The following is a 19,031-nucleotide window of genomic DNA, read 5'->3' as shown; positions in this document are numbered from 1 at the left end:
TAAGACAGTTATTAAAAAGAAACAAGCTGATATCTTTTTCCCGTCGCGATGCCGGTGCATCGCGCCACCCTGAAAACCAGAACCAAGGAGAAAAGAATGAAAAAGACGATGTTTGCATTGCTTGCCGGCTTGCTTGCCGTGAGCACCGCCCAGGCCCAGACCAGCGCCGACGCGACGCCCCATGCCTATGTCGGCATCGGCGTGGCGACTGCCGAGAACAGGGTCGTGGACGCCTGGAAGGCGGACGCCAAGCTCTTCGCCGGCTACCAGTTCGACCAGAACCTGGGGGTCGAGGCCGGCTTTACGCGCTTTGGCCGCGTCGGCATCCACTTTGCGACCATCGACGGCAATGTCGATGGGCGCACCAAGGGCTCCAGCTCCTATATCGCCGGCAAATACACGATGCCCTTGAACCAGCAGGTCGCGGCCTATGGCAAGTTGGGCCTTGCGTACAGCGAACGCAGTTACGTGTCCAACTACGGGGCGGTGGGCGAGCATGACACCGGCGTATATGCCGGCGCAGGCGTGCAGGTCAAGCTGGCCGGAAATCTTGCGCTGACCGGCGAGTATGAACGCTTCGGCAAGAAGAAGAGCTTTGGCGCGAAGGCCGACGTCTTCACGCTCGGCCTGAAATACGACTTCTAAGCTTCAGGCTGCCACCGCGTGGATCGCTTCCAGCGAGGCGACCAGGTCCGTAAAACGCTGACCCTGCACGGCCACGTGACTGCGCAGCAGGTCGGAGGCCTTCTGGCCATCGCCGTCGATGATGGCCTTCACCACCGCATCGTGCTCGCTGAAGGAGTGCTGCATGCGGTCGCGCACCCTGAGCTGCAGGCGCCGGTAGGGACGGAGCCGGCGCGACAGGGCGCGCGCCTGTTCGGCCAGGAAGTGGTTATGGCTGCCCGCGAAGATCGTCTGGTGGAAGACTTCGTTGCGGTAGTAGTACTCGTCCGGGTCGCGCGCCTCGTAGGCGCTGCTGCATGCCTGGTGCGCCTCCAGCAGCTTGGCGTGCTCGGCGGCCGACATGCGCCGCGCCGCCAGGCGCGCACACATGGCCTCCAGCTCGGCCATCACTTCGAACATTTCCACGATCTCGTGCGGCGACACGGTCGACACCACCGCCCCGCGCCGCGGACGGATCTGCACCAGCCCGGCCGACGCCAGCTGGATCAGGGCTTCGCGGATCGGGGTCCGCGAAGCCCCGAATTCATTGGCCAATTCAGTCTCGTCGAGATGCTGCCCCGGCAGTAACTGTCCGGTGGCGATCTTCTCTTCAATCTGTTCGCGCAGCCGATCAGAGAGCTTTTTCATGGCACTGCTTTCCGCTTAAAAAAATCATAGTAACCTGATTGACATTGTATTTTTTCTGGTTCATCTTGTATACATAAACAAAAAATTTGCATGCACAAGCATGCGTTCCCGTGAAGAGAACAGAGGAGATAGACAATGATTTCAATCAAGCGACGCGCTGTAATGGGTGTGATGGCCTTCGGTATGGCGATGGCTGCGGCGGCCCCGGTCTGGGCCCAGACGACCATCAAGATTTCGCACCAGTTCCCCGGCGGCACGATCGACAAGGGCGACTTCCGCGACCGCCTGGTCCGCATGTTCGCGGCCGAGGTCGAAAAGCGCACCAAGGGCGGCGTCAAGTTCGAGATCTACCCCGGTTCTTCGCTGATGAAGACCAACGCCCAGTTCTCCGCCATGCGCAAGGGCGCGCTCGACATGTCGCTGGTGCCGCTGTCGTATGCCGGCGGCGAAGTCCCCGAAACCAATATCGGCCTGATGCCCGGCCTGGTGACCTCGTATGAGCAGAGCGCCGCCTGGAAGAACGCCGCGGTCGGCAAGGAACTGACCAAGATCCTGGCCGACAAGGGCGTGGTGATGGTCAGCTGGATCTGGCAGGCGGGCGGCATGGCCTCGCGCGGCAAGCCGATCGTCGAGCCGGAAGATGCGAAGGGCATGAAGATCCGCGGCGGTTCGCGCGAGATGGACCTGATCCTGAAGGAAGCCGGCGCCGCCGTCGTGACCCTGCCGTCGAACGAGATCTACGCCGGCATGCAGACCGGCGCCATGGACGCCGCCCTGACTTCCTCGACCTCGCTGATCTCCTTCCGCCTGGAAGAAGTGTCGAAGGCCCTCACCACCGGCCGCGGCAAGTCCTACTGGTTCATGCTAGAGCCGCTGATGATGTCGAAGGCCGCCTTCGACCGCCTCACCAAGGAACAGCAGGCCGTGATCCTGCAGGTCGGCGCCGAGATGGAAGCCTTCGCCGTCAAGGAAGCCAAGGCTGACGACGAAGAAGTGGCCAAGGTGTTCGCCAAGGCCGGCGCCAAGACCGTCGACCTGAACGACGCCACCGTCAAGAAATGGCAGGACATCGCCCGCCGCACCGCCTGGAAGGACTTCGCGGCCAAGAACGCCAATACCGCCAAGCTGCTGCAGCTCGCCGAACAGGTGAAGTGATGAGTGCCCACGGTTTCGAGGCCCAGGCGCCGCAAGCGCCTGCGCTGCCCTCGCACCGCGGGGTGGCCACGCTCGCGGTATTCCTCAACAGGATCAACCACCTGCTGCTGGTGATCTCCATGGCGGGGATGATCGTCACCGCCCTGGTGCTGAGCTACTCGGTGGTGATGCGCTACTTCTTCAAGGTCGCCACCGACTGGCAGGACGAGGCCGCCGTGTTCATGCTGGTCGGCGCCACCTTCTTCAGCGCAGCCTACGTCCAGTCCTTCCGCGGCCACATCGGCATCGAAGCGCTGGCCGGGCTGCTGCCGGCCCGGGTCAACCGCATCCGCCTGATCCTGGTCGACCTGCTGTCCTTCCTGTTCTGCGCCTTCTTCTCCTGGAAATCGTGGGCCCTGTTCCACGAAGCCCTGGTCGAAGGCCAGACCACCTCGTCGACGCTGGCGCCGCCGCTGTGGATCCCGTACTCGCTGATGGCCTTCGGGATGACGCTGTTGACGGTGCAGATCCTGGTTCAGCTGATCGGCCGTCTCACCGAAAAGGATAATCCATGAGCGCATTGTCTCTCGGCGTCGGCTATGCCGCCGCCACGCTCGTCGTCATGTTTTCCGGCATGCCGATCGCCTTCGCACTGGGCGCGGTCGCCACCGTGTTCATGTACCTCTTCATGCCGGCCTCCTCGCTCGACACGATCACCCAGAACGTGTACGAGGAAATGGCATCGATCACCCTGCTGTCGATCCCGCTGTTCATCATGAAGGGAGCGGCGATCGGCAAGTCGCCGGCCGGGCGCGACCTGTACTCGGCCATCCACGCCTGGCTGAACAAGGTCCCGGGCGGCCTCGGCATCGCCAACGTGTTCGCCTGCGCGCTGTTCGCCGCCATGGCCGGCTCCTCGCCGGCGACCTGCTCGGCGATCGGCTCGGCCGGCATCCCCGAGATGCGCAAGCGCGGCTACTCGCCCGGCTTCGCGGCCGGCATCATCGCCGCCGGCGGTACGCTCGGCATCCTGCTGCCGCCGTCGATCACGATGATCCTGTACGCGGTGGCCGCCGAGCAGTCGCTGGGCCGCCTGTTCCTGGCCGGTATCGGCCCCGGCCTGATGCTGGTGCTGCTGTTCGCCGGCTATGCGGTGCACCGGGCGCGCAAGGAATATCGCCTGGCCCATGAAGCCTACCAGCGCGGCGGCGAGAAATCCGCCTACCTTGATGCGCACAACTACACGCTGGCGGAGAAGGTCGAGATGCTGCCGCGCGTGCTGCCCTTCCTGGTCCTGCTGACCGGCGTGATGATCGCGCTGTATGGCGGCTATGCCACCCCGTCGGAAACCGCCGGCCTCGGCGCGCTGCTGGCGATCGTGCTGATGGCCGTCGTGTACGGCATCTGGCGGCCGAAGGAAATCGGTCCGATCCTGAGCTCGACGATCAAGGAGTCGACCATGCTCCTGATGATCATCGGCATGTCCCTGCTCTACTCCTACGTGATGAGCTACCTGCACATCAGCCAGTCGGCGGCGCAGTGGGTGGTGGGACTGCACCTGTCGAAATGGGTGCTGCTGTCCGTGATCCTGCTGATGGTGATCGTGTTCGGCTTCTTCCTGCCGCCGGTCTCGATCATCCTGATGACCGCCCCGATCATCCTGCCGCCGCTGCGCGAAGCCGGCTTCGACCTGATCTGGTTCGGCGTGGTGATGACGATCGTGATGGAGATGGGCCTGATCCACCCGCCGGTGGGCCTGAACATCTTCGTGATCAAGAACATCGCCCCGGACATCCCCCTGTCCGACGTGATCTGGGGCGTGATGCCCTTCGTGGTGCTGATGTTCGTGGCGGTGATCCTGCTGTGTGTGTTCCCGCAGATCTCGACCGCCCTGCCCGACATGATCATGGGAGGCCGCTAGATGGGCGCCAACGAAAAAGTCTGGGACCGCCAGCGCCTCAACCGCGAGCAGCGCCTGGCGCGGGCGCGCGAACACCTGGGCGCCGGCCTGCGCGGGAAAATCATCGATGCGGCCCAGGCCCGCGAACTGCTGCACCAGGTAATCGAGTCCGGCGACCGCGTCTGCCTCGAAGGCAACAACCAGAAGCAGGCCGACTTCCTGGCCAGGACCCTGGCCTCGCTCGACCCTGGCCGGGTCAATGACCTGCACATGCTGCAGTCGGTGCTGGCCCTGCCCGAACACCTGGACGTGTTCGACAAGGGCATCGCCTCGCGCGTCGACTTCTCGTTCTCCGGGCCGCAGGCAGGCCGGCTGGCCAAGCTGGTCGCCGGCGGCAAGATCAACATCGGCGCGATCCACACCTACCTGGAGCTGTTCGGCCGCTACTTCATCGACCTGACGCCGAAGGTGGCGCTGGTGGCGGCCCAGGCGGCCGACCGCCATGGCAACCTGTACACCGGCCCGAACACCGAGGACACCCCGGCGATCGTCGAAGCCACCGCCTTCAAGAGCGGCATCGTGATTGCCCAGGTCAACGAGATCGTCGACGTGCTGCCGCGCATCGACATCCCGGCCGACTGGGTCGACTTCGCGGTGCCGGCGCCGACTCCGCACTACATCGAGCCGCTGTTCACCCGCGATCCGGCCTTGATCTCGGAAATCCAGGTGCTGATGGCGATGATGGCCATCAAGGGCATCTACGCCGAGTACCAGGTCGAGCGCCTGAACCACGGCATCGGCTTCGACACCGCCGCCATCGAGCTGCTGCTGCCGACCTATGCGGCCTCGCTCGGCCTGAAGGGAAAGATCGGCCGCCACTGGGCGCTGAATCCGCATCCGGCCCTGATCCCCGCGATCGAAGCCGGCTTTGTCGAGAACGTGCACTCCTTCGGCTCGGAACTGGGCATGGAGGACTATGTGCGCGCCCGCTCCGACGTGTTCTTCACGGGCCCGGACGGCAGCATGCGCAGCAACCGCGCCTTCTCCCAGATGGCCGGCCACTACGCCTGCGACATGTTCATCGGCTCGACCCTGCAGATCGACCTGCAGGGCAACTCGTCGACCGCGACCCTGGGCCGCATCTCCGGCTTCGGCGGCGCCCCGAACATGGGCGCCGATGCGCGCGGCCGGCGCCACGCCAGCCCGGCCTGGCTGAAGGCCGGCGAGCAGGCGCGCCAAGGCACCTCCGCCATCCCGCGCGGCCGGAAGCTGGTGGTGCAGATGGTCGAGACCTTCCGCGAGCACATGCAGCCGGCCTTCGTCGAGCGCCTCGACGCCTGGCAGCTGGCCGAGCAGGCGAAGATGGCGATCCCGCCGGTGATGATCTACGGCGACGACGTGACCCACATCCTGACCGAGGAAGGCATCGCCAACCTGCTGCTGTGCCGCACCGACGAAGAACGCGAACAGGCAATCCGCGGCGTGGCCGGCTACACGCCGGTCGGCCTGGAGCGCGACCACCGCATGGTGGAAAACCTGCGCGACCGCGGCATCGTCAAGCGCCCCGAGGACCTCGGCATCGACAAGCGGCTCGCCACGCGCGACCTGCTGGCGGCCAGGAACATGAAGGACCTGGTGCGCGCCTCGCACGGCCTGTACAAGCCGCCCAAACAGTTCAGGAACTGGTAAGCATGGAAACCCTACGATTCAATTTCAGCGGCGGCCAACGCCGCATCGGCGGCGCGCGCCTGGTGGGCGTGGTCGGCTCGGGCAACCTGGAAGTCATGATCGAGCAGCAGCCCCTGGACGGCGCGTGCGAGGTCGAGATCAGCACCGCCGCCCACGGCTTCGGCCCGATCTGGGAAGCGGTGGTGCGCGACTTCCACCAGCGCTGGCAGCTGGCCGACGTGCGGGTGTCGATCAACGACATGGGCGCGACCCCGGCGGTGGTGAGCCTGCGGCTCGACCAGGCCGCCGAATCGATCACTGGTTCAATCAGCGGAGACGCATCATGAGCAGCTACCAGGAAGCCACTGCGCGCCAGCGCATCGCCGGCATGCTGGATGCAGGCAGCTTCGAAGAATTCCTGCCGCCGCAGATGCGCATCACCAGCCCGCACCTCTCCCAGCTGGACGCGCCGGTCTCCTTCGACGACGGCGTCACGGTCGGCCGCGGCGCCGTCAACGGACGCAAGGTCTTCATCGCCGCCCAGGAAGGGGCGTTCATGGGCGGCGCCGTCGGCGAAGTCCATGGCGCCAAGCTGGTCGGCATGCTGCGCCGCGCCGTCGACGAACGCGCCGACGCCGTGCTGCTGCTGCTGGAGACCGGCGGCGTGCGCCTGCACGAAGCGAATGCCGGCCTGATCGCCGTGTCGGAAGTGATGCGCGCCGTGCTCGACACCCGCGCCGCCGGCATCCCGGTGATCGCGCTGGTGGGCGGCGCCAACGGCTGCTTCGGCGGCATGGGCATCGTCGCGCGCTGCACCAACGGCATCGTCATCTCCGAAGAAAGCCGGCTGGCGATGTCCGGGCCGGAAGTCATCGAGACCGCCGGCGGGGTCGAGGAATTCGACGCACGCGACCGCGCCCTGGTCTGGCGCGTTACCGGCGGCAAGCACCGCTACCTGATCGGCGATGCGCAAGCCATCGTGGCCGACGACATCCACGCCTTCCGCGACGCCGCGCTGACGCTGGCGGATGCGGCGCGCGGCCATGGCACCGGGCTGACGCTGGAAGCGCTGGAGGCGGAGCAGCAGATGCTCGGCAAGCGCCTCGAACGCTTCGGCGATCTCGAGGATCCGCTGGAGATCTGGGAGGCGCTCGGGGTCGCCGATCCCCACGTGGTGCCGCTGCTGGAGATCGACGCATTCCGCGAACTGGCCGATGGCCACCGTGAAGGAGCAGCATCATGAACTGGCAGACCGTGGCGGACGCCCTGTTCCCGCAGGGCCACCGCATCGTCGAACGCGACAACTTCCTCAGCGGCGAAGCGCAGGTGGACGGCAAGACCGTCACCGTGATCGGCACCACCGAGCACACGCCGATCGGCGTCGAGATCGCGCTGGCGCAGGCCAGGGTCATCCTCGACACCGTGAAGCAGCATCCCGGCCGGCCGATCGTGATCCTGGTCGACACCCAGGGCCAGCGCCTGCGCCGGCGCGATGAAATGCTGGGCATTAACAGCTACATGGCGCATCTCGGCAAATGCGTCGAACTGGCGCGCCTGCGCGGCCACCGCGTCGTCGGGCTGGTGTATGACCAGGCGCTGTCGGGCGGGTTCATCACCAGCGGCCTGATCGCCGACGCCTGCTATGCCCTGCCGGAGGCCACCATCCGCGTGATGGGCCTGCCGGCGATGGCGCGCATCACCAAGGTGCCGCTGGAACGGCTGGAAGAGCTGGCCCAGGACAATCCGGTGTTCGCGCCGGGCGCGGAAAACTACCGGCGCATGGGCGGCGTGGCCGATATCTGGCACGCCGACCTGGCGCAAGCGCTGGAGCGGGCCCTGGCCGATGCGGAGCCAAGCGACCGCCGGGCCGAACTCGGCCTCGAACGCGGCGGCCGCAAGCTGGCCTATCCGGTGGCGCAGGCGGTCCGTTCGGGCTCCGATGTTCAGGCGGCATGACCTTGCCTGGCTGACGCCGCAGGGCTGGGACGCGGCGATCCAGCGCCTGGACGGCGCGCCGCGCGAGCTGGCCCTGGCGTGGTGCAGGCGCGACCTGCCGGCCGTGGTGCGCAGGAATGAGCCGGACACGCCGCCGGACCTGGTCTGCCTGGGCATCCCCGCACCGCCCGACCCGCACAGCGGCCAAAAGCTGCGGCTCGGCTTTGCCGCCGGGCGCGCCGACATCGCGCGGCTTACTTCCGCCATCGCGCTGGTCGATGCCGAAGCGCCGGCCGCCTGGCAGCCGGGCCTGGCCAGCCTGGATATCGCGCTGCGCTCGGCGGGCGTCGACTGCCGGGTATTCGGCTCCCTCGCGATGCAGACCCTGACCGGCGAGCGCTACCTGAGCGCCGCTTCCGATATCGATATCCTGCTGCGCCCCACGAGTGCAGCGCAGCTCGATGCCGGCCTGGCGCTGGTGGCGCGTCATGCGCAACACCTGCCGCTCGACGGCGAAATCGAATTCCCGCTGGGGCATGCGGTGTCCTGGAAAGAGTGGCTGATTGCGGGCACGCAGCACGGCGCCGACCGCGTGCTGGCCAAGCACCTGGACGCCGCGGCGCTGCTGCGGCGCGATGCGCTGCTCGGCCAGTTCGGCGCGAACGGGGCCCGCCATGGCTGAAGCCTGTCCCGTCGTTCGCGATGCGCTCGCACTCGACGCGGCGGCGGCCGGCGCCATCGTCGCGCGCCATGCGGTGCGCAGCCTGTACCAGGAACTGGCTCTGTATCCGAAGCCCGGGCTGGTGTCGCTGGTCGATACCGGCAGCCACGACGACATGGATGCGACGACGTTTGTCCGCAGCCTGTTTTCGCTGCGCCGCTACTTCCTCGACATCGCGCTGGCTGGGGCGCAGGGCTCGGCGTTCGACGTGCTGCGCGAGCTGGGCATCGAGGCGGAGCGGCGCATGCTGCTGGCGACCGGGGGCATCAACACGCATCGCGGGGCGATCTTTTCGCTCGGGATGCTGTGTGCGGCGGCCGGTCGCGCCTCCGCTTCGTCCTGGGAGCCGGATCGGCTGCGCGCGGCGCTGGTGGACGGCTGGGGCGCGGCACTGGCCGGCCACCGCGGAGCGGCCGTATCGAACGGCGCCCTCGTCCGCGCGCGTCATGCGGCGCCGGGCGCGCGCGAGCAGGCGGCGGCGGGCTTCCCCGCCATCTTCGAGCTGGCGCTGCCGACGCTGCGCCGCACGCTGGCTGCGGGACGCGGCTTGCGCTGCGCGCGGATCGATACGCTGTTCACGCTGATGGCGGCGCTGTCCGATACCAATGTGTACCACCGCGGCGGGCCCGAGGGTGCGCGCATCGTGCGTACGACTTCCTTGCGTTTCCTCGAGCGTGGCGGCACCGCGGCCTCCGATTGGGAAGAAGCGGCTGTCGCTGCGCATCGCCGCTTCGTGGCGCACCGGCTGTCGCCGGGCGGCGCCGCCGACCTGCTGGCGGCGACCTGCTTCGTTCACGCTTTATCTATGGAGCGTGGCCTGCCATGACGATGCGGCTCGCGATTCTCTGCCCTGGACAGGGCTCGCAAGGCCCGGGCATGTTCGACCTGGGCGCCGGCGATCCTGCCGCGATCGCCGGCGTCGAGGCCTGGCTGCGCGATGCGCAAGGTCCGGTGGCGCGGTCGGCGCTGCATGCGCTGCTCGCCCACCCCTCGGCCATGTTCGACAACCGCTGCGCGCAGCCGCTGGTGGTCGCCTCCACCCTGATGGTCTGGCGCCTGCTGGCCGGGCGCCTGCCGCGGCCCGCCATGGTCGCCGGCTACAGTGTCGGCGAAGTCAGCGCTTATGCGGTGGCCGGCGCCCTGCCGGTGGATCGGGCGGTCACCCTCGCTTCGCAACGCGCCGCGATCATGAGCGAAGCCGCCGCACATGGCGGCGAACAGGGGATGGCGGCGGTGTCCGGCATTGCCTCCCCGCTTGCGTACGAGCTCGTCGCGCAAGCCGGCTGCGAAGCGGCCATCGATACGCCGGGCGCCCTGGTAGCCGGCGGCCTGCGCGCCCGGCTGGACAAGCTGGCCTTACTGGCGCCGCAAGCCGGCGCCGGCTACAAGCCCTTGCCGATCACGGTTGCTTCGCACACCAGCCTGCTGGCGTCGGCGGTCGATCCGCTGCGCAAGCTGCTGCAGGCACATGCCGCGTCGCCGACCCTGCCCCTGCTGGCGGGTGTCAGCGCCACGACCTTGCATGACGGAGCCGAGGCGGCCGAGCTGCTGGCCCGGCAGACGGCGAATACGATCCGCTGGACCGAGTGCCTGGATGCGATTGCCGAGGCACGGATCGACGTGGCCCTGGAACTGGGGCCCGGCAATGCGCTGGCGCGCATGCTGCGCGAGCGGCATCCGCAGATCGCCTGCCGCTCGGTGGCGGATTTCCGCAGCGTGAAGGGCATCGTTTCCTGGGTCGAGGCGCAAGCCTGAGCTATTTCGGATTGAACGCCATGCACCATCCGTCCGCGCTGACCGGACCGGCCACCACGTTGCAGGTGCCGAGCGCCTGCCCCTGTGGCGGGGGATTGAAGGCCGTGCACATCGCGCAGCGTTTTCCCTCGTTCGGATGATCCTGGTAGTGGAAGTCCTCTTTCGACGCCGTTCCTGCCTGCGCTGCGCCGCGGCTTCCCAGCACCATGACGGCCACCGGAAAGCACAGCGCCTGTTTCAACAAGCGGCGGCGCGCCCGTTGGTGCCGGTCCATGTCGTCTCGCTGCATGTCGTCCTCCGTTCAAAACATCAGCCACGCCAGCAGGTACAAGGTGTTGTTGTCCTTCGCGTTGCGGCCGAAACCGTCGTAGTTGCGCCCGGCGCCATTGAACTTGCTGTAGCCGGTGTACTGCAGCATCAGCCGTATGTCCCGGCGCGGCAGATAATTCAATTCGACGATATAGCCTGCGCTGTCCGGGCTGCCGCCGGTGCTGCCGGTGACTGCCTCGCCCGTGCTGTACAAGCCGCTGTCGGGAGTGCCGTGGATCGAGAAGTAGCCGAGGTTGATGCCATATTTCTTCTCGTAGTAATAGGTCAGCTTGGCCTTGAACGAATCCAGCTTGTCGGTGGGATTCGCCTGCGCCCCCGGGTTCCAGGTCTGGTGCTCCCGGACGTAGTTCATCTGCCCGCTGATCCGGTGGCGGTCGGTGATGTACTGGTACTGGGCGTCGATGCCGATGTCGCGGAAGCGGTCGGTCGGGCCGGACTGCAGCTGGTTGTCCGGATAGCGGTCGACCACGAGCCCGTAGGTGCCGACCATGGCCGACTGGCGCCCGCTGTCCCAGTCATGCTGGAGCGCGAATCGCCAGTAGGGGTTGTAGCCCTTGAGCGCGGCGGCATCGCTGCGGTCGATGCCGAGCCGCAGCGGCGAGAACAAGCGGTTGCTGGTACGGTACAGCGAGAACTCGCCGTACGCGGTGTTGCGCCACAGGCCATATGCGCCGAAGCCCGCCACCTGCTGCCCCAGGCCTTCGATGGCCGGCGCCGCGGCCGGCGTGACGGCCACCGGCGACGAAGAATAGGGAAAGCCCCAGGTCGCGCCGGTGTTGAACACGTCCTGCATCATCGGGTTGTTATGCAGCGTGAAGCCGTACAGCAGGTCGCCGGCCGCGAACTTGTAGTGGTTCGCATAGCGCAGGTCGACGTTGTCGATACTGGTGCGGTGCTCGGCACCGTCGTAGGTGAATTGCGAGAATATCCCGCTGTGGTCGCTCAGCTTCCCCGAATAAAACAGGCTCGCCTGCTGCAGGATCGTCTCGCGGTCCTTGGGGAAGCTGTCGGTCAGGCTCGGATCGACGCTGCGTGTCGAAGAGCGCGACACCTGGAGCATGCCGGCGACCGGCAGGTCCATGCGCTTGCCGAAGGTATAGCCGTTCAGCTTGAACTGGCGTCCGGTCGGCGTGAGTTCCGGCCAGCTGACGTGGCAGGTCATGCAATCGAGCCCGGTCTGGCGGGCGAAGCTCGGTACCGCCTGCGCCGGTATCGTGAACCAGGAGAGCGCGATGCCGGCCAGCAGCGCGCGCCACGGAATCTTGTGAACGAAGGCGGTCATGATGGTTTCCTCGCAGGGATTAGCTGAGGACAGCACCACGGTGAATACGGGCCCGGGCGGACAAGGTTCATTGCCGCCATGATGAAAAAAGCCCCGGCACCGGCAGTGCACGGGACTTTCACCTTGTTACACGGTTCAGGGCGGTCAGTGCTCGCGCACCGCCGCGCATTCAGGTTTTCGGGGCGGGTGCGCGCACCACCTGCTGCTCGATGGTCCCGAACGGCAGCGTCCCCTCGGGCGTGCGGGCGCGCATGCGCACCCGGTCGCCGAAGCGCATGAAGGACGTGCGCGCTTCGCCGTGGTCGATGATCTCGATCACGCGCCGCTCCGCGATGCAGGCCGAGCCGGCCTCGCGCGCCGCATTCGATACCGTACCCGAACCGACGATGGCGCCGGCGCCGAGCCGGCGCGTGCGCGCGGCATGGGCCACCAGTTCGCCGAAGTGGAAATTCATCTCGCGGCCATTCGGATGGCCAAAGGCTTCGCCGTTCCACTCGACCTCGAGATCCAGGTGCACGCGGCCATCGAGCCAGGCGTCTCCCAGCTCGTCGGGGGTGATGGCCACCGGCGCGAAACTGGTCGAGGGTTTGGCTTGCAGGAAGCCGAAGCCGCTCTTCATTTCACGCGGCCCGAGCGCGCGCAGGCTCCAGTCGTTCAGCTGGACCAGCAGGCGCACCGCGCCCAGCGCCTGCGCCGGGGTTGCGCCCATCGGCACTGGGCCCACAATCACGCCGAACTCGCCCTCGAAGTCGATCCCGAGCGCCTCGCCCGGCAAGGGCACCGGATCGTTCGGCCCGAGGAAGTCGTCCGAGGCGCCCTGGTACATGACGGGAATCGTGTCGAAGTCGGGAATCGGCGGGGTGTTGAAGGCGCGCTCCATCAGCCGGCCGTGGTTCAGGAACGCCGAGGCGTCGCACCATTGGAAGCAGCGCGGCAGGGGCGCCATGCAGCGCGCCGGCTCGAACACCACGGCGCGCGGCGCACCGCCCGCATTCAACAGGTTCGCAACCTGCTGCAGCTGCGGCGCCACCGTTTCCCAATCCTGCATCGCCTGCAGCAGGTTGGGCGCCAGCGCCGACACGTCGACCGCCCGCGACAGGTCGGACGACACGACCATCAGGCAGCCGTCGGGCTGGCCGTTGCGGTAGGTGGCCAGTTTCATCGCTGGCCTCCGCTGCGCGGCAGCGCCAGCAGCGCGTCGTCGACGATCGCCACGGCGCGCGTCCAGCCGGCCGAACCGCGCCGGACCTTGTGCGGGAAGCAGCTGATGTAGAAGCCGTGGGCCGGCAGCGCCTCGAGGTTGTGCAGCTTCTCGAGGTGGCAGTAGCCGATGTCGCGCCCTGCCTTGTGGCCTTCCCAGATCAGGGAGGTATCACCGGTCTCGGCGATCTTCTTCGCGGTGTACGAGAACGGCGCATCCCAGCTCCAGGCATCGGTGCCGGTGAGGCGCACGCCGCGTTCGAGCAGATACATGGTCGCCTCGTAGCCCATGCCGCAGCCTGCCGACACGAAATCGTTGTGGCCGTAACGGCTGCCGGCCCGCGTGTTGACCACCACGATCTCGAGCGGCTGCAGTTCGTGGCCGATGCGCTTCAGTTCCGCTTCCACGTCCGCCGCCGTGGCGACGTAGCCGTCCGGGAAATGGCGGAAGTCCAGCTTGACGCCGGGCTGGAAGCACCATTCGAGCGGCACCTCGTCGATGGTGATCGACGGCTTCTTCTCGCCGTTCTTCGCATCCATCGTCGAATGGAAGTGGTAAGGCGCGTCGAGGTGGGTCCCGCTGTGGGTGGTCATGGTCACCCACTCGGCGGCGGCGGCTTCGCCATCCGGGTAGTCGGCAGGCGTGGTGCCCGGGATCATGGCCATGAATTCGTGCAGCGTGTCCGTATGCTTCTGGTAGGTGATCTTCGGCGCCAGCGGCGGCGGATCGGACAGCACTTCGTTTTCCAGGTAGATCGACAGGTCGATGAATTGGCGGGTCATATTGTCTCCTCAGATCGGCGCCGCGAGCGCCGTCAGGGTTTCGCGCATGATGCGGGCATGTTCTTCCTTGTCGCCGCCGGCGATCTCGATCTCGCCCAGGCGGCCGGAGTTCTGCACCACCAGGCGGCAGCGGCTCCAGCGCCGCGCCAGGTAGCGGTCCAGCGCCTGGTCGATGCTGCCGGCCCGGCCCAGCTCTTCGGCCAGCACCAGCGCATCCTCGATGCCGATGCAGGCGCCGGAAGCCATGTGCGGCGTCGTGGCATGCACGGTATCGCCGATCAGCACCACCCTGCCCTTGTACCAGGGACTGGGCATCAGCAGGCTTTCGAGCGGGCGGTAGATGATCTGCGAATGCTCGTCCAGCCGCTCGCGTACGCGCTGCAACAGCGGCGCCGGGAACGGCGCCAGCAGGGCTTTCAGGCGCGTCAGGAATTCGGCCGGATCGATGAAGTCGTTGGCGGCGCGGTCTTCCGTCACGAACAGGTACATCTCGTCGCGCGATACCGGATTCAGGCCCGGCTTGATCTTCGGCCCCATCCACATCATGGTGCCATTGACCTCCGGGTCGCGCGGCAGCACGGCGCGCCACACGCCCTGGCCGCTGTACTGCGGCTTCGGCGCGTCCGGGAACACGGCTTCGCGCACCTTCGAATACAGGCCGTCGGCGCCGATCACCAGGTCGTAGCGGCCGCTGCTGCCGTCCGAGAACGCGACGTCGACGCCACCGGCGTCCTGCACGATCGAGGTGAAGGTGCAGCCCAGGCGCACCTTGGCGCCCGCCTTGCGCGTGGCCTCGGCCAGGATGCGCGCGAGCACCGGACGCATGATGGCGCCGTTGCCCGGCACTTCCGGCCCGGCCAGGCGCGGGGTCGGCAGTTCGGCGACCTTTTGACCGGTCGGGATATGCAGCTCGACGCCGTCGGATGCGTCGCCCTCGGCCAGGAACGCATCGATCACGCCAAGCTGGACCAGCGCGCGCATGGTGGCGCCGCCCAGGCTGATGCCGGCGCCGTACGAGCGCCAGCCCGGATCGATCTCGACCAGGTCGACGGCGATGTCGCGCTTGCGCAATTCGATGGCGGCGGCCATTCCGGAAAACCCGCCGCCGATGATGAGTACCTTGTTCACTACTCCTGCCATGATGTCTCCTCTTCGCCTTGTGGACGAATGTAAATATGTCCTTCGTGTGACACCGTGAGCGCCACGCGCTGCAGCGACTGGCCCAGGCAGGGCCCGAGGACGCAGGAGCCGCTCTCGATGTCGAACTGCGCCCCATGCGCGGCGCACACGATACGGTTCCGATCGTAATTCAGATACGCGTCCTTGCGCCAGGCCATCGGCGTGCCGCCGTGGTGAGGGCACGCATCGCGCCAGCCATAGACCTTGCCGCCATGGCGCACCAGCAGGACCGTATCGTGACCCTCGTTCCAGGGATCGAAGCCACGCGATTCGCGTTCCGCCAGTTCGTCGTCGCGGCACAGGAATACCGGCGCGGCCCTCGTGCTCATGCTTAATGTCTCTCGGCGGCGCCTGCCGCGCCTGGCGGCGGACCGCCCGGCGCCCACTTGTCGCGCTGCTGGAACAGGAACAGCTGGGACGCATCGGCGCTCATCGGCACCGCGCGCGCCTGCCAGCTCTGGTCGTGCAGGTCCATGTCGGCGTCGTACTCGACGTGGCAGCCGAGCGGGCTATTGAAGTACCAGAACCAGTTCGAGCCCATCTTGTGGCGCCCCGGCCCCCAGAACGACTGGTAGCCCTTGTTCACGAAGCGGGTGCCGGCCTGCAGGACCTCGGTCGGTCCGCCCATGTGGAAGGTGAAGTGTTCGCAGCCCTTCATGAAGGGCGGGGTCTGGATCATGAACAGCGTGTGGTGGTCGTCGGTCCCGGCCGGTTTCAGGAAGGGTCCGGCGCCCAGCAGGCGGTCGGTGCAGGCGAAGCCGAGCCGCTCGACATAGAAGGCTTCGGCCTTTGCCGCGTCGGGCACGAAGTACACCACGTGCGACAGCGTGCGCGGCAGCGCCGCGGCGTTTTCGTCGACGCCGACCACGTTCGCCGGACGCCCGGCCGGTGCATACGGCGCATTGATGGCTTCCGCCGGCAGCGCAAGCGCACGGCGTACCGTCACCTGGAAGCCGAGCACGAAGCCCATGTCGTCGACGGCCTCAATGCTGCCGTCGGGCAGGCGCTTGACCTCGCGGTCGCGGCCCAGCTCCGCGGCGATGGCGGCGAGCGTCTGCTCGTCGGCCACGCCATAGATGGTCTTGCGCAGCATGCTTGCCGTGCCGATCGACGCCGGCAGCGTTGGGTCGTCCATGCGGGCCAGCACGATGGCGGTGCCGTCCAGCGCTTCGAAGCGTCCGCCGGCCGGGCCGGCATCGACCGGCTTGAGGCCGTAGTCGCTCAGGTACTGGCTGCAGGCGGCGACGTCGTCGACGCCGAAGACCAGTGCGTCGGGTCCGATGATATTCATGTGTCTCTCTCTAATATGGGTCGTCGGTTCAGAGGGCGGTGCGGCCGCCGAGGGTTTCGGCCACCCAGTCGGCGATGAAGGCGCCGGCATTGGCCGAATTGTCGAAGCTCGAGTGCTGCACGCCGCCCTCGCGTTCGGTGAAGATCTTCAGCTCGCGCTTCGGGCTGTTGACCAGCTGTTCGTAGGTGCGCTCCGCCCAGTGCAGCGGGATCTGCGAATCCTTTTGTCCGTGCGTGACCAGGAACGGCACCTTGATGCGGTCCAGTACGCCGTCCAGGTGGACGTTTTCCGCAATCGCCATGAACTCGTCCTGGTCTTTCGCACCCCACACCCAGCGCACGTGCTCCCAGTAGTGCGGGACCGGGAAGCTGCCTTCCTTTTGCAGGCACTTCTTCTGCACGTCGCGCCAGTCATGGTTGGCGCCCCACACCACACCCATCGCGAAGCGCGGCTCGAAGGCCACCGCGCGCGGGCAGTAGTAGCCGCCCAGGGACACGCCTTCCAGGCCGATGCGCTTCGCATCGACGTCGGCGCGGGTCTCGAGCCAGTCGACCACCTTGCTGGCCCAGCGCTCGCTGTCATACACCGCATGCATGCCGTGCAGGCGCAGCGCTTCGCCGGTGCCGGGCTGGTCGATCACGAGCGAGGACACGCCGCGCTTCGCGAGCCAGGCCGGCAGGCCGACGCGGTATTTCATTTCCTTGGTCGAGTCGAGGCCATTCACCTGCACCAGGATCGGCGCCCGCCCCTGGACGCCTTCGGCACGCACGTAGAGGCCCGAGATATGCGCATCGCCATACGGGATCTCGACCCGTTCGCAGTTCTCGCCGGACAGCTTCACGCCGCGCGCGAACACGTCGAGAAATCGGCTGTAAAGTGCCAGGCGGCCGGGCGCACCGTGGGCCTGCAGCCGCTCGGCGGTCAGCAGGTAGGTCGCGGCGCGGTTGTACTTGTCGCCGGCCGAGATCAGGCGGCCGCGCGCCTCGTCTTCCTCGGCCAGGGCGCACAGCTTGTCGGCCATGGCGGCCCAGGTTTCGCGGAAGGCCTTGGTGCCGGCGGCGTCGGGCTGCTTCGCCGCTTCCTGCAGCGGGGCGCACATGGCTTCGATCTCGCCGATGCGTGCGCCCATCTCGATGGCCAGGTCGACCGAGAGATTCCAGACGTAATTGGTGGGGAAATACTTGAACATGGTGTTTGCTTCTCAGGTGTGGCGATGGGCTACTGTAAGGATTAGCGGATGGATGAGTAAAATGGATTTTTCCCATACGAGCTATCCATGCCGTGAATACGATTTCGCGGGCGGATCGCGAAAAAAAAGACGGCCGCGGATGGCCGCGCCCGTCGAAGAGGAGACATTCGGTGCTAGGGAAAGCGCTTATGCGGGCAGCGGCGTCCAGCCGCCGCCGGCGCAGCCCGAGGCCTGGACGGCTTCGATGAATTCGACGGCGCGCAAGCCGTCGCTGATGGTCGGGAATTCGGCATCCTGCGGCGCCGGCAGGCCATCGCGCGCGGCCAGCAGGTGGGCCGCCACCTCGCCATACAATGAAGCGAAGGCTTCCAGGTAGCCCTCCGGATGGCCGCCCGGGATCCGGCTGACGCGCGCCGCCGCCGCGTTGGCGGCCGGGGTGCCGCGCTTGACGATGCGGGTCGGCTCGCCCAGCGGGGTCCACAGCAGCTCGTCCGGCCGCTCCTGGGCCCACTGGATGCCGGCGCGGCTGCCGTACACGCCGATCCGCAGGTCGTTGCCGTGGCCGGTCGCCACCTGGCTCGCCCATAACATGCCGCGCGCCCCGCCCTGGTAGCGCAACAGCACCTGCACGTCGTCATCGACCGCGCGTCCCGGCACGAAGCTGTTCAGCTGGGCAGCCAGGGCTTCCAGCGGCCGGCCGACGATGGTGTCGGCCAGCTGCCAGGCATGGGTGCCGATGTCGCCGATCGCACCGCCGCCCGCGCGCGCCGGGTCGGTGCGCCAGGCGGCCTGCTTCTGGCCATCGTGCTCGATCGGCTCGGCCAGCCAATCCTGGGCGTACTGCACATTCACCACGCGAATCTCGCCGAGCAGCCCGTCGCGCACCATCTGGCGCGCATGGCGGACCATCGGATAGGCGGAATAGTTGTGGGTGACTGCAAAGACCAGGCCGCGCTCCTGCGCCAGGTCGCGCAGCATGCGCGCATCGAGGCTGTTGGTGGTCACCGGCTTGTCGCAGATGACGTGGATGCCGGCTTCCAGGAAGGCGCGCGCCACCGGCGCATGCAGGTGGTTCGGGGTGACGATGCTGACCGCCTCGATGCCGTCCGGCCGCGCGGCCTCGCACCGGGCCATCTCGGCATAGTCGGCGTAGATGCGCTCCGGGTCCAGTCCCAGGGCCAGGCCCGAGCGGCGCGCCGCGTCGGCCCGCGACGACAGCGCGCCGGCCACCAGTTGGTAGCGGTCGTCCAGGCGGGCCGCGATGCGGTGCACGGCGCCGATGAAGGCGCCCTCGCCGCCGCCGACCATGCCGAGCCGGATCCGGCCCGGGAAGGCGGGATCGTTCATTTGCGC

The 19,031-nt window shown here is 67.3% G+C and carries 21 protein-coding genes; 11 read left to right on the top strand and 10 right to left on the bottom strand.

What is annotated here, in order from left to right:
* Window positions 1-96 precede the first annotated feature (96 nt).
* A complete protein-coding gene (locus AM586_RS17620; protein WP_052234496.1) occupies window positions 97-645 on the top strand; it encodes a porin family protein in 549 nt (182 codons plus the stop codon).
* Window positions 646-648: 3 nt separating this feature from the next.
* Here AM586_RS17620 and AM586_RS17615 read toward each other — a convergent pair whose 3' ends face one another.
* A complete protein-coding gene (locus tag AM586_RS17615) occupies window positions 649-1,311 on the bottom strand; it encodes a GntR family transcriptional regulator (protein WP_047826921.1) in 663 nt (220 codons plus the stop codon).
* Window positions 1,312-1,446: 135 nt separating this feature from the next.
* On the opposite strand from AM586_RS17615, the gene dctP reads away from it, so the two are divergent.
* The 10 genes from dctP to AM586_RS17565 are packed head-to-tail and all read left to right on the top strand — an operon-like array spanning window position 1,447 to window position 10,424.
* Window positions 1,447-2,466: a TRAP transporter substrate-binding protein DctP gene (gene dctP / locus AM586_RS17610; protein WP_047826922.1), complete on the top strand. Its 1,020-nt coding sequence runs from the start codon at window positions 1,447-1,449 to the stop codon at window positions 2,464-2,466.
* Complete coding sequence (locus tag AM586_RS17605) at window positions 2,466-3,020, top strand: TRAP transporter small permease (protein ID WP_047826923.1); 555 nt, start codon at window positions 2,466-2,468, stop codon at window positions 3,018-3,020. The genes dctP and AM586_RS17605 overlap by 1 nt, the downstream gene beginning before the upstream one ends.
* Window positions 3,017-4,366, top strand: a complete 1,350-nt coding sequence (locus AM586_RS17600; RefSeq protein ID WP_047826924.1) for a TRAP transporter large permease — start codon at window positions 3,017-3,019, stop codon at window positions 4,364-4,366. The genes AM586_RS17605 and AM586_RS17600 overlap by 4 nt, the downstream gene beginning before the upstream one ends.
* Window positions 4,367-6,034 carry a malonate decarboxylase subunit alpha gene (gene mdcA / locus AM586_RS17595; RefSeq protein WP_047826925.1) on the top strand — a complete coding sequence of 556 codons (1,668 nt, stop codon included), beginning with the start codon at window positions 4,367-4,369 and terminating at the stop codon, window positions 6,032-6,034.
* 2 nt (window positions 6,035-6,036) lie between these two features.
* The gene (gene mdcC, locus AM586_RS17590) at window positions 6,037-6,360 is read left to right on the top strand and encodes a malonate decarboxylase acyl carrier protein (RefSeq protein WP_047826926.1); all 324 of its coding nucleotides are present in this window, start codon (window positions 6,037-6,039) and stop codon (window positions 6,358-6,360) included.
* On the top strand, window positions 6,357-7,256 hold the full coding sequence (locus tag AM586_RS17585) for a biotin-independent malonate decarboxylase subunit beta (protein ID WP_047826927.1): 900 nt from the start codon (window positions 6,357-6,359) through the stop codon (window positions 7,254-7,256). The genes mdcC and AM586_RS17585 overlap by 4 nt, the downstream gene beginning before the upstream one ends.
* Window positions 7,253-7,969: a biotin-independent malonate decarboxylase subunit gamma gene (gene mdcE / locus AM586_RS17580; RefSeq protein WP_047826928.1), complete on the top strand. Its 717-nt coding sequence runs from the start codon at window positions 7,253-7,255 to the stop codon at window positions 7,967-7,969. Before AM586_RS17585 ends, mdcE begins: the two co-directional genes overlap by 4 nt.
* Window positions 7,953-8,630 (top strand): malonate decarboxylase holo-[acyl-carrier-protein] synthase, encoded by a 678-nt coding sequence (gene mdcG / locus AM586_RS17575; RefSeq protein WP_047826929.1) that lies wholly within the window; start codon window positions 7,953-7,955, stop codon window positions 8,628-8,630. The genes mdcE and mdcG overlap by 17 nt, the downstream gene beginning before the upstream one ends.
* The gene (mdcB, locus tag AM586_RS17570; protein WP_047826930.1) at window positions 8,623-9,495 is read left to right on the top strand and encodes a triphosphoribosyl-dephospho-CoA synthase MdcB; all 873 of its coding nucleotides are present in this window, start codon (window positions 8,623-8,625) and stop codon (window positions 9,493-9,495) included. The genes mdcG and mdcB overlap by 8 nt, the downstream gene beginning before the upstream one ends.
* A complete protein-coding gene (locus AM586_RS17565) occupies window positions 9,492-10,424 on the top strand; it encodes an ACP S-malonyltransferase (RefSeq protein ID WP_047826931.1) in 933 nt (310 codons plus the stop codon). The genes mdcB and AM586_RS17565 overlap by 4 nt, the downstream gene beginning before the upstream one ends.
* 1 nt (window position 10,425) lies before the next feature.
* Here the strand turns inward: AM586_RS17565 and AM586_RS17560 are convergent, their stop codons facing one another.
* The 9 genes from AM586_RS17560 to AM586_RS17520 all read right to left on the bottom strand — a co-directional run bounded on the left by AM586_RS17560 (window position 10,426) and on the right by AM586_RS17520 (window position 19,025).
* Window positions 10,426-10,713 (bottom strand): high-potential iron-sulfur protein, encoded by a 288-nt coding sequence (locus AM586_RS17560; protein ID WP_060566642.1) that lies wholly within the window; start codon window positions 10,711-10,713, stop codon window positions 10,426-10,428.
* 12 nt (window positions 10,714-10,725) lie between these two features.
* On the bottom strand, window positions 10,726-12,036 hold the full coding sequence (locus AM586_RS17555; protein WP_047826932.1) for a hypothetical protein: 1,311 nt from the start codon (window positions 12,034-12,036) through the stop codon (window positions 10,726-10,728).
* A gap of 169 nt (window positions 12,037-12,205) precedes the next feature.
* Window positions 12,206-13,198 carry a fumarylacetoacetate hydrolase family protein gene (locus tag AM586_RS17550; RefSeq protein WP_047826933.1) on the bottom strand — a complete coding sequence of 331 codons (993 nt, stop codon included), beginning with the start codon at window positions 13,196-13,198 and terminating at the stop codon, window positions 12,206-12,208.
* The gene (locus AM586_RS17545) at window positions 13,195-14,019 is read right to left on the bottom strand and encodes a cyclase family protein (protein ID WP_047826934.1); all 825 of its coding nucleotides are present in this window, start codon (window positions 14,017-14,019) and stop codon (window positions 13,195-13,197) included. The genes AM586_RS17550 and AM586_RS17545 overlap by 4 nt, the downstream gene beginning before the upstream one ends.
* 9 nt (window positions 14,020-14,028) lie before the next feature.
* Window positions 14,029-15,159, bottom strand: a complete 1,131-nt coding sequence (locus tag AM586_RS17540) for an FAD-dependent oxidoreductase (protein ID WP_047826935.1) — start codon at window positions 15,157-15,159, stop codon at window positions 14,029-14,031.
* The gene (locus AM586_RS17535; protein ID WP_047826936.1) at window positions 15,147-15,527 is read right to left on the bottom strand and encodes a Rieske (2Fe-2S) protein; all 381 of its coding nucleotides are present in this window, start codon (window positions 15,525-15,527) and stop codon (window positions 15,147-15,149) included. Before AM586_RS17535 ends, AM586_RS17540 begins: the two co-directional genes overlap by 13 nt.
* Window positions 15,528-15,529: 2 nt before the next feature.
* Complete coding sequence (locus AM586_RS17530; protein WP_047826937.1) at window positions 15,530-16,489, bottom strand: VOC family protein; 960 nt, start codon at window positions 16,487-16,489, stop codon at window positions 15,530-15,532.
* Window positions 16,490-16,517: 28 nt separating this feature from the next.
* Window positions 16,518-17,678, bottom strand: coding sequence for a S9 family peptidase (locus AM586_RS17525; RefSeq protein WP_060566641.1), 1,161 nt, complete (start codon window positions 17,676-17,678; stop codon window positions 16,518-16,520).
* Between the two features lie 186 nt (window positions 17,679-17,864).
* Window positions 17,865-19,025 (bottom strand): Gfo/Idh/MocA family protein, encoded by a 1,161-nt coding sequence (locus AM586_RS17520; RefSeq protein WP_082439385.1) that lies wholly within the window; start codon window positions 19,023-19,025, stop codon window positions 17,865-17,867.
* Window positions 19,026-19,031 lie beyond the last annotated feature (6 nt).

This window comes from Massilia sp. WG5, assembly GCF_001412595.2.
Classification (GTDB): Bacteria; Pseudomonadota; Gammaproteobacteria; order Burkholderiales; family Burkholderiaceae_D; genus Telluria.
Note: the sequence above shows the minus strand (reverse complement) of the source record. Positions and strands in the feature narration are given on the sequence as shown.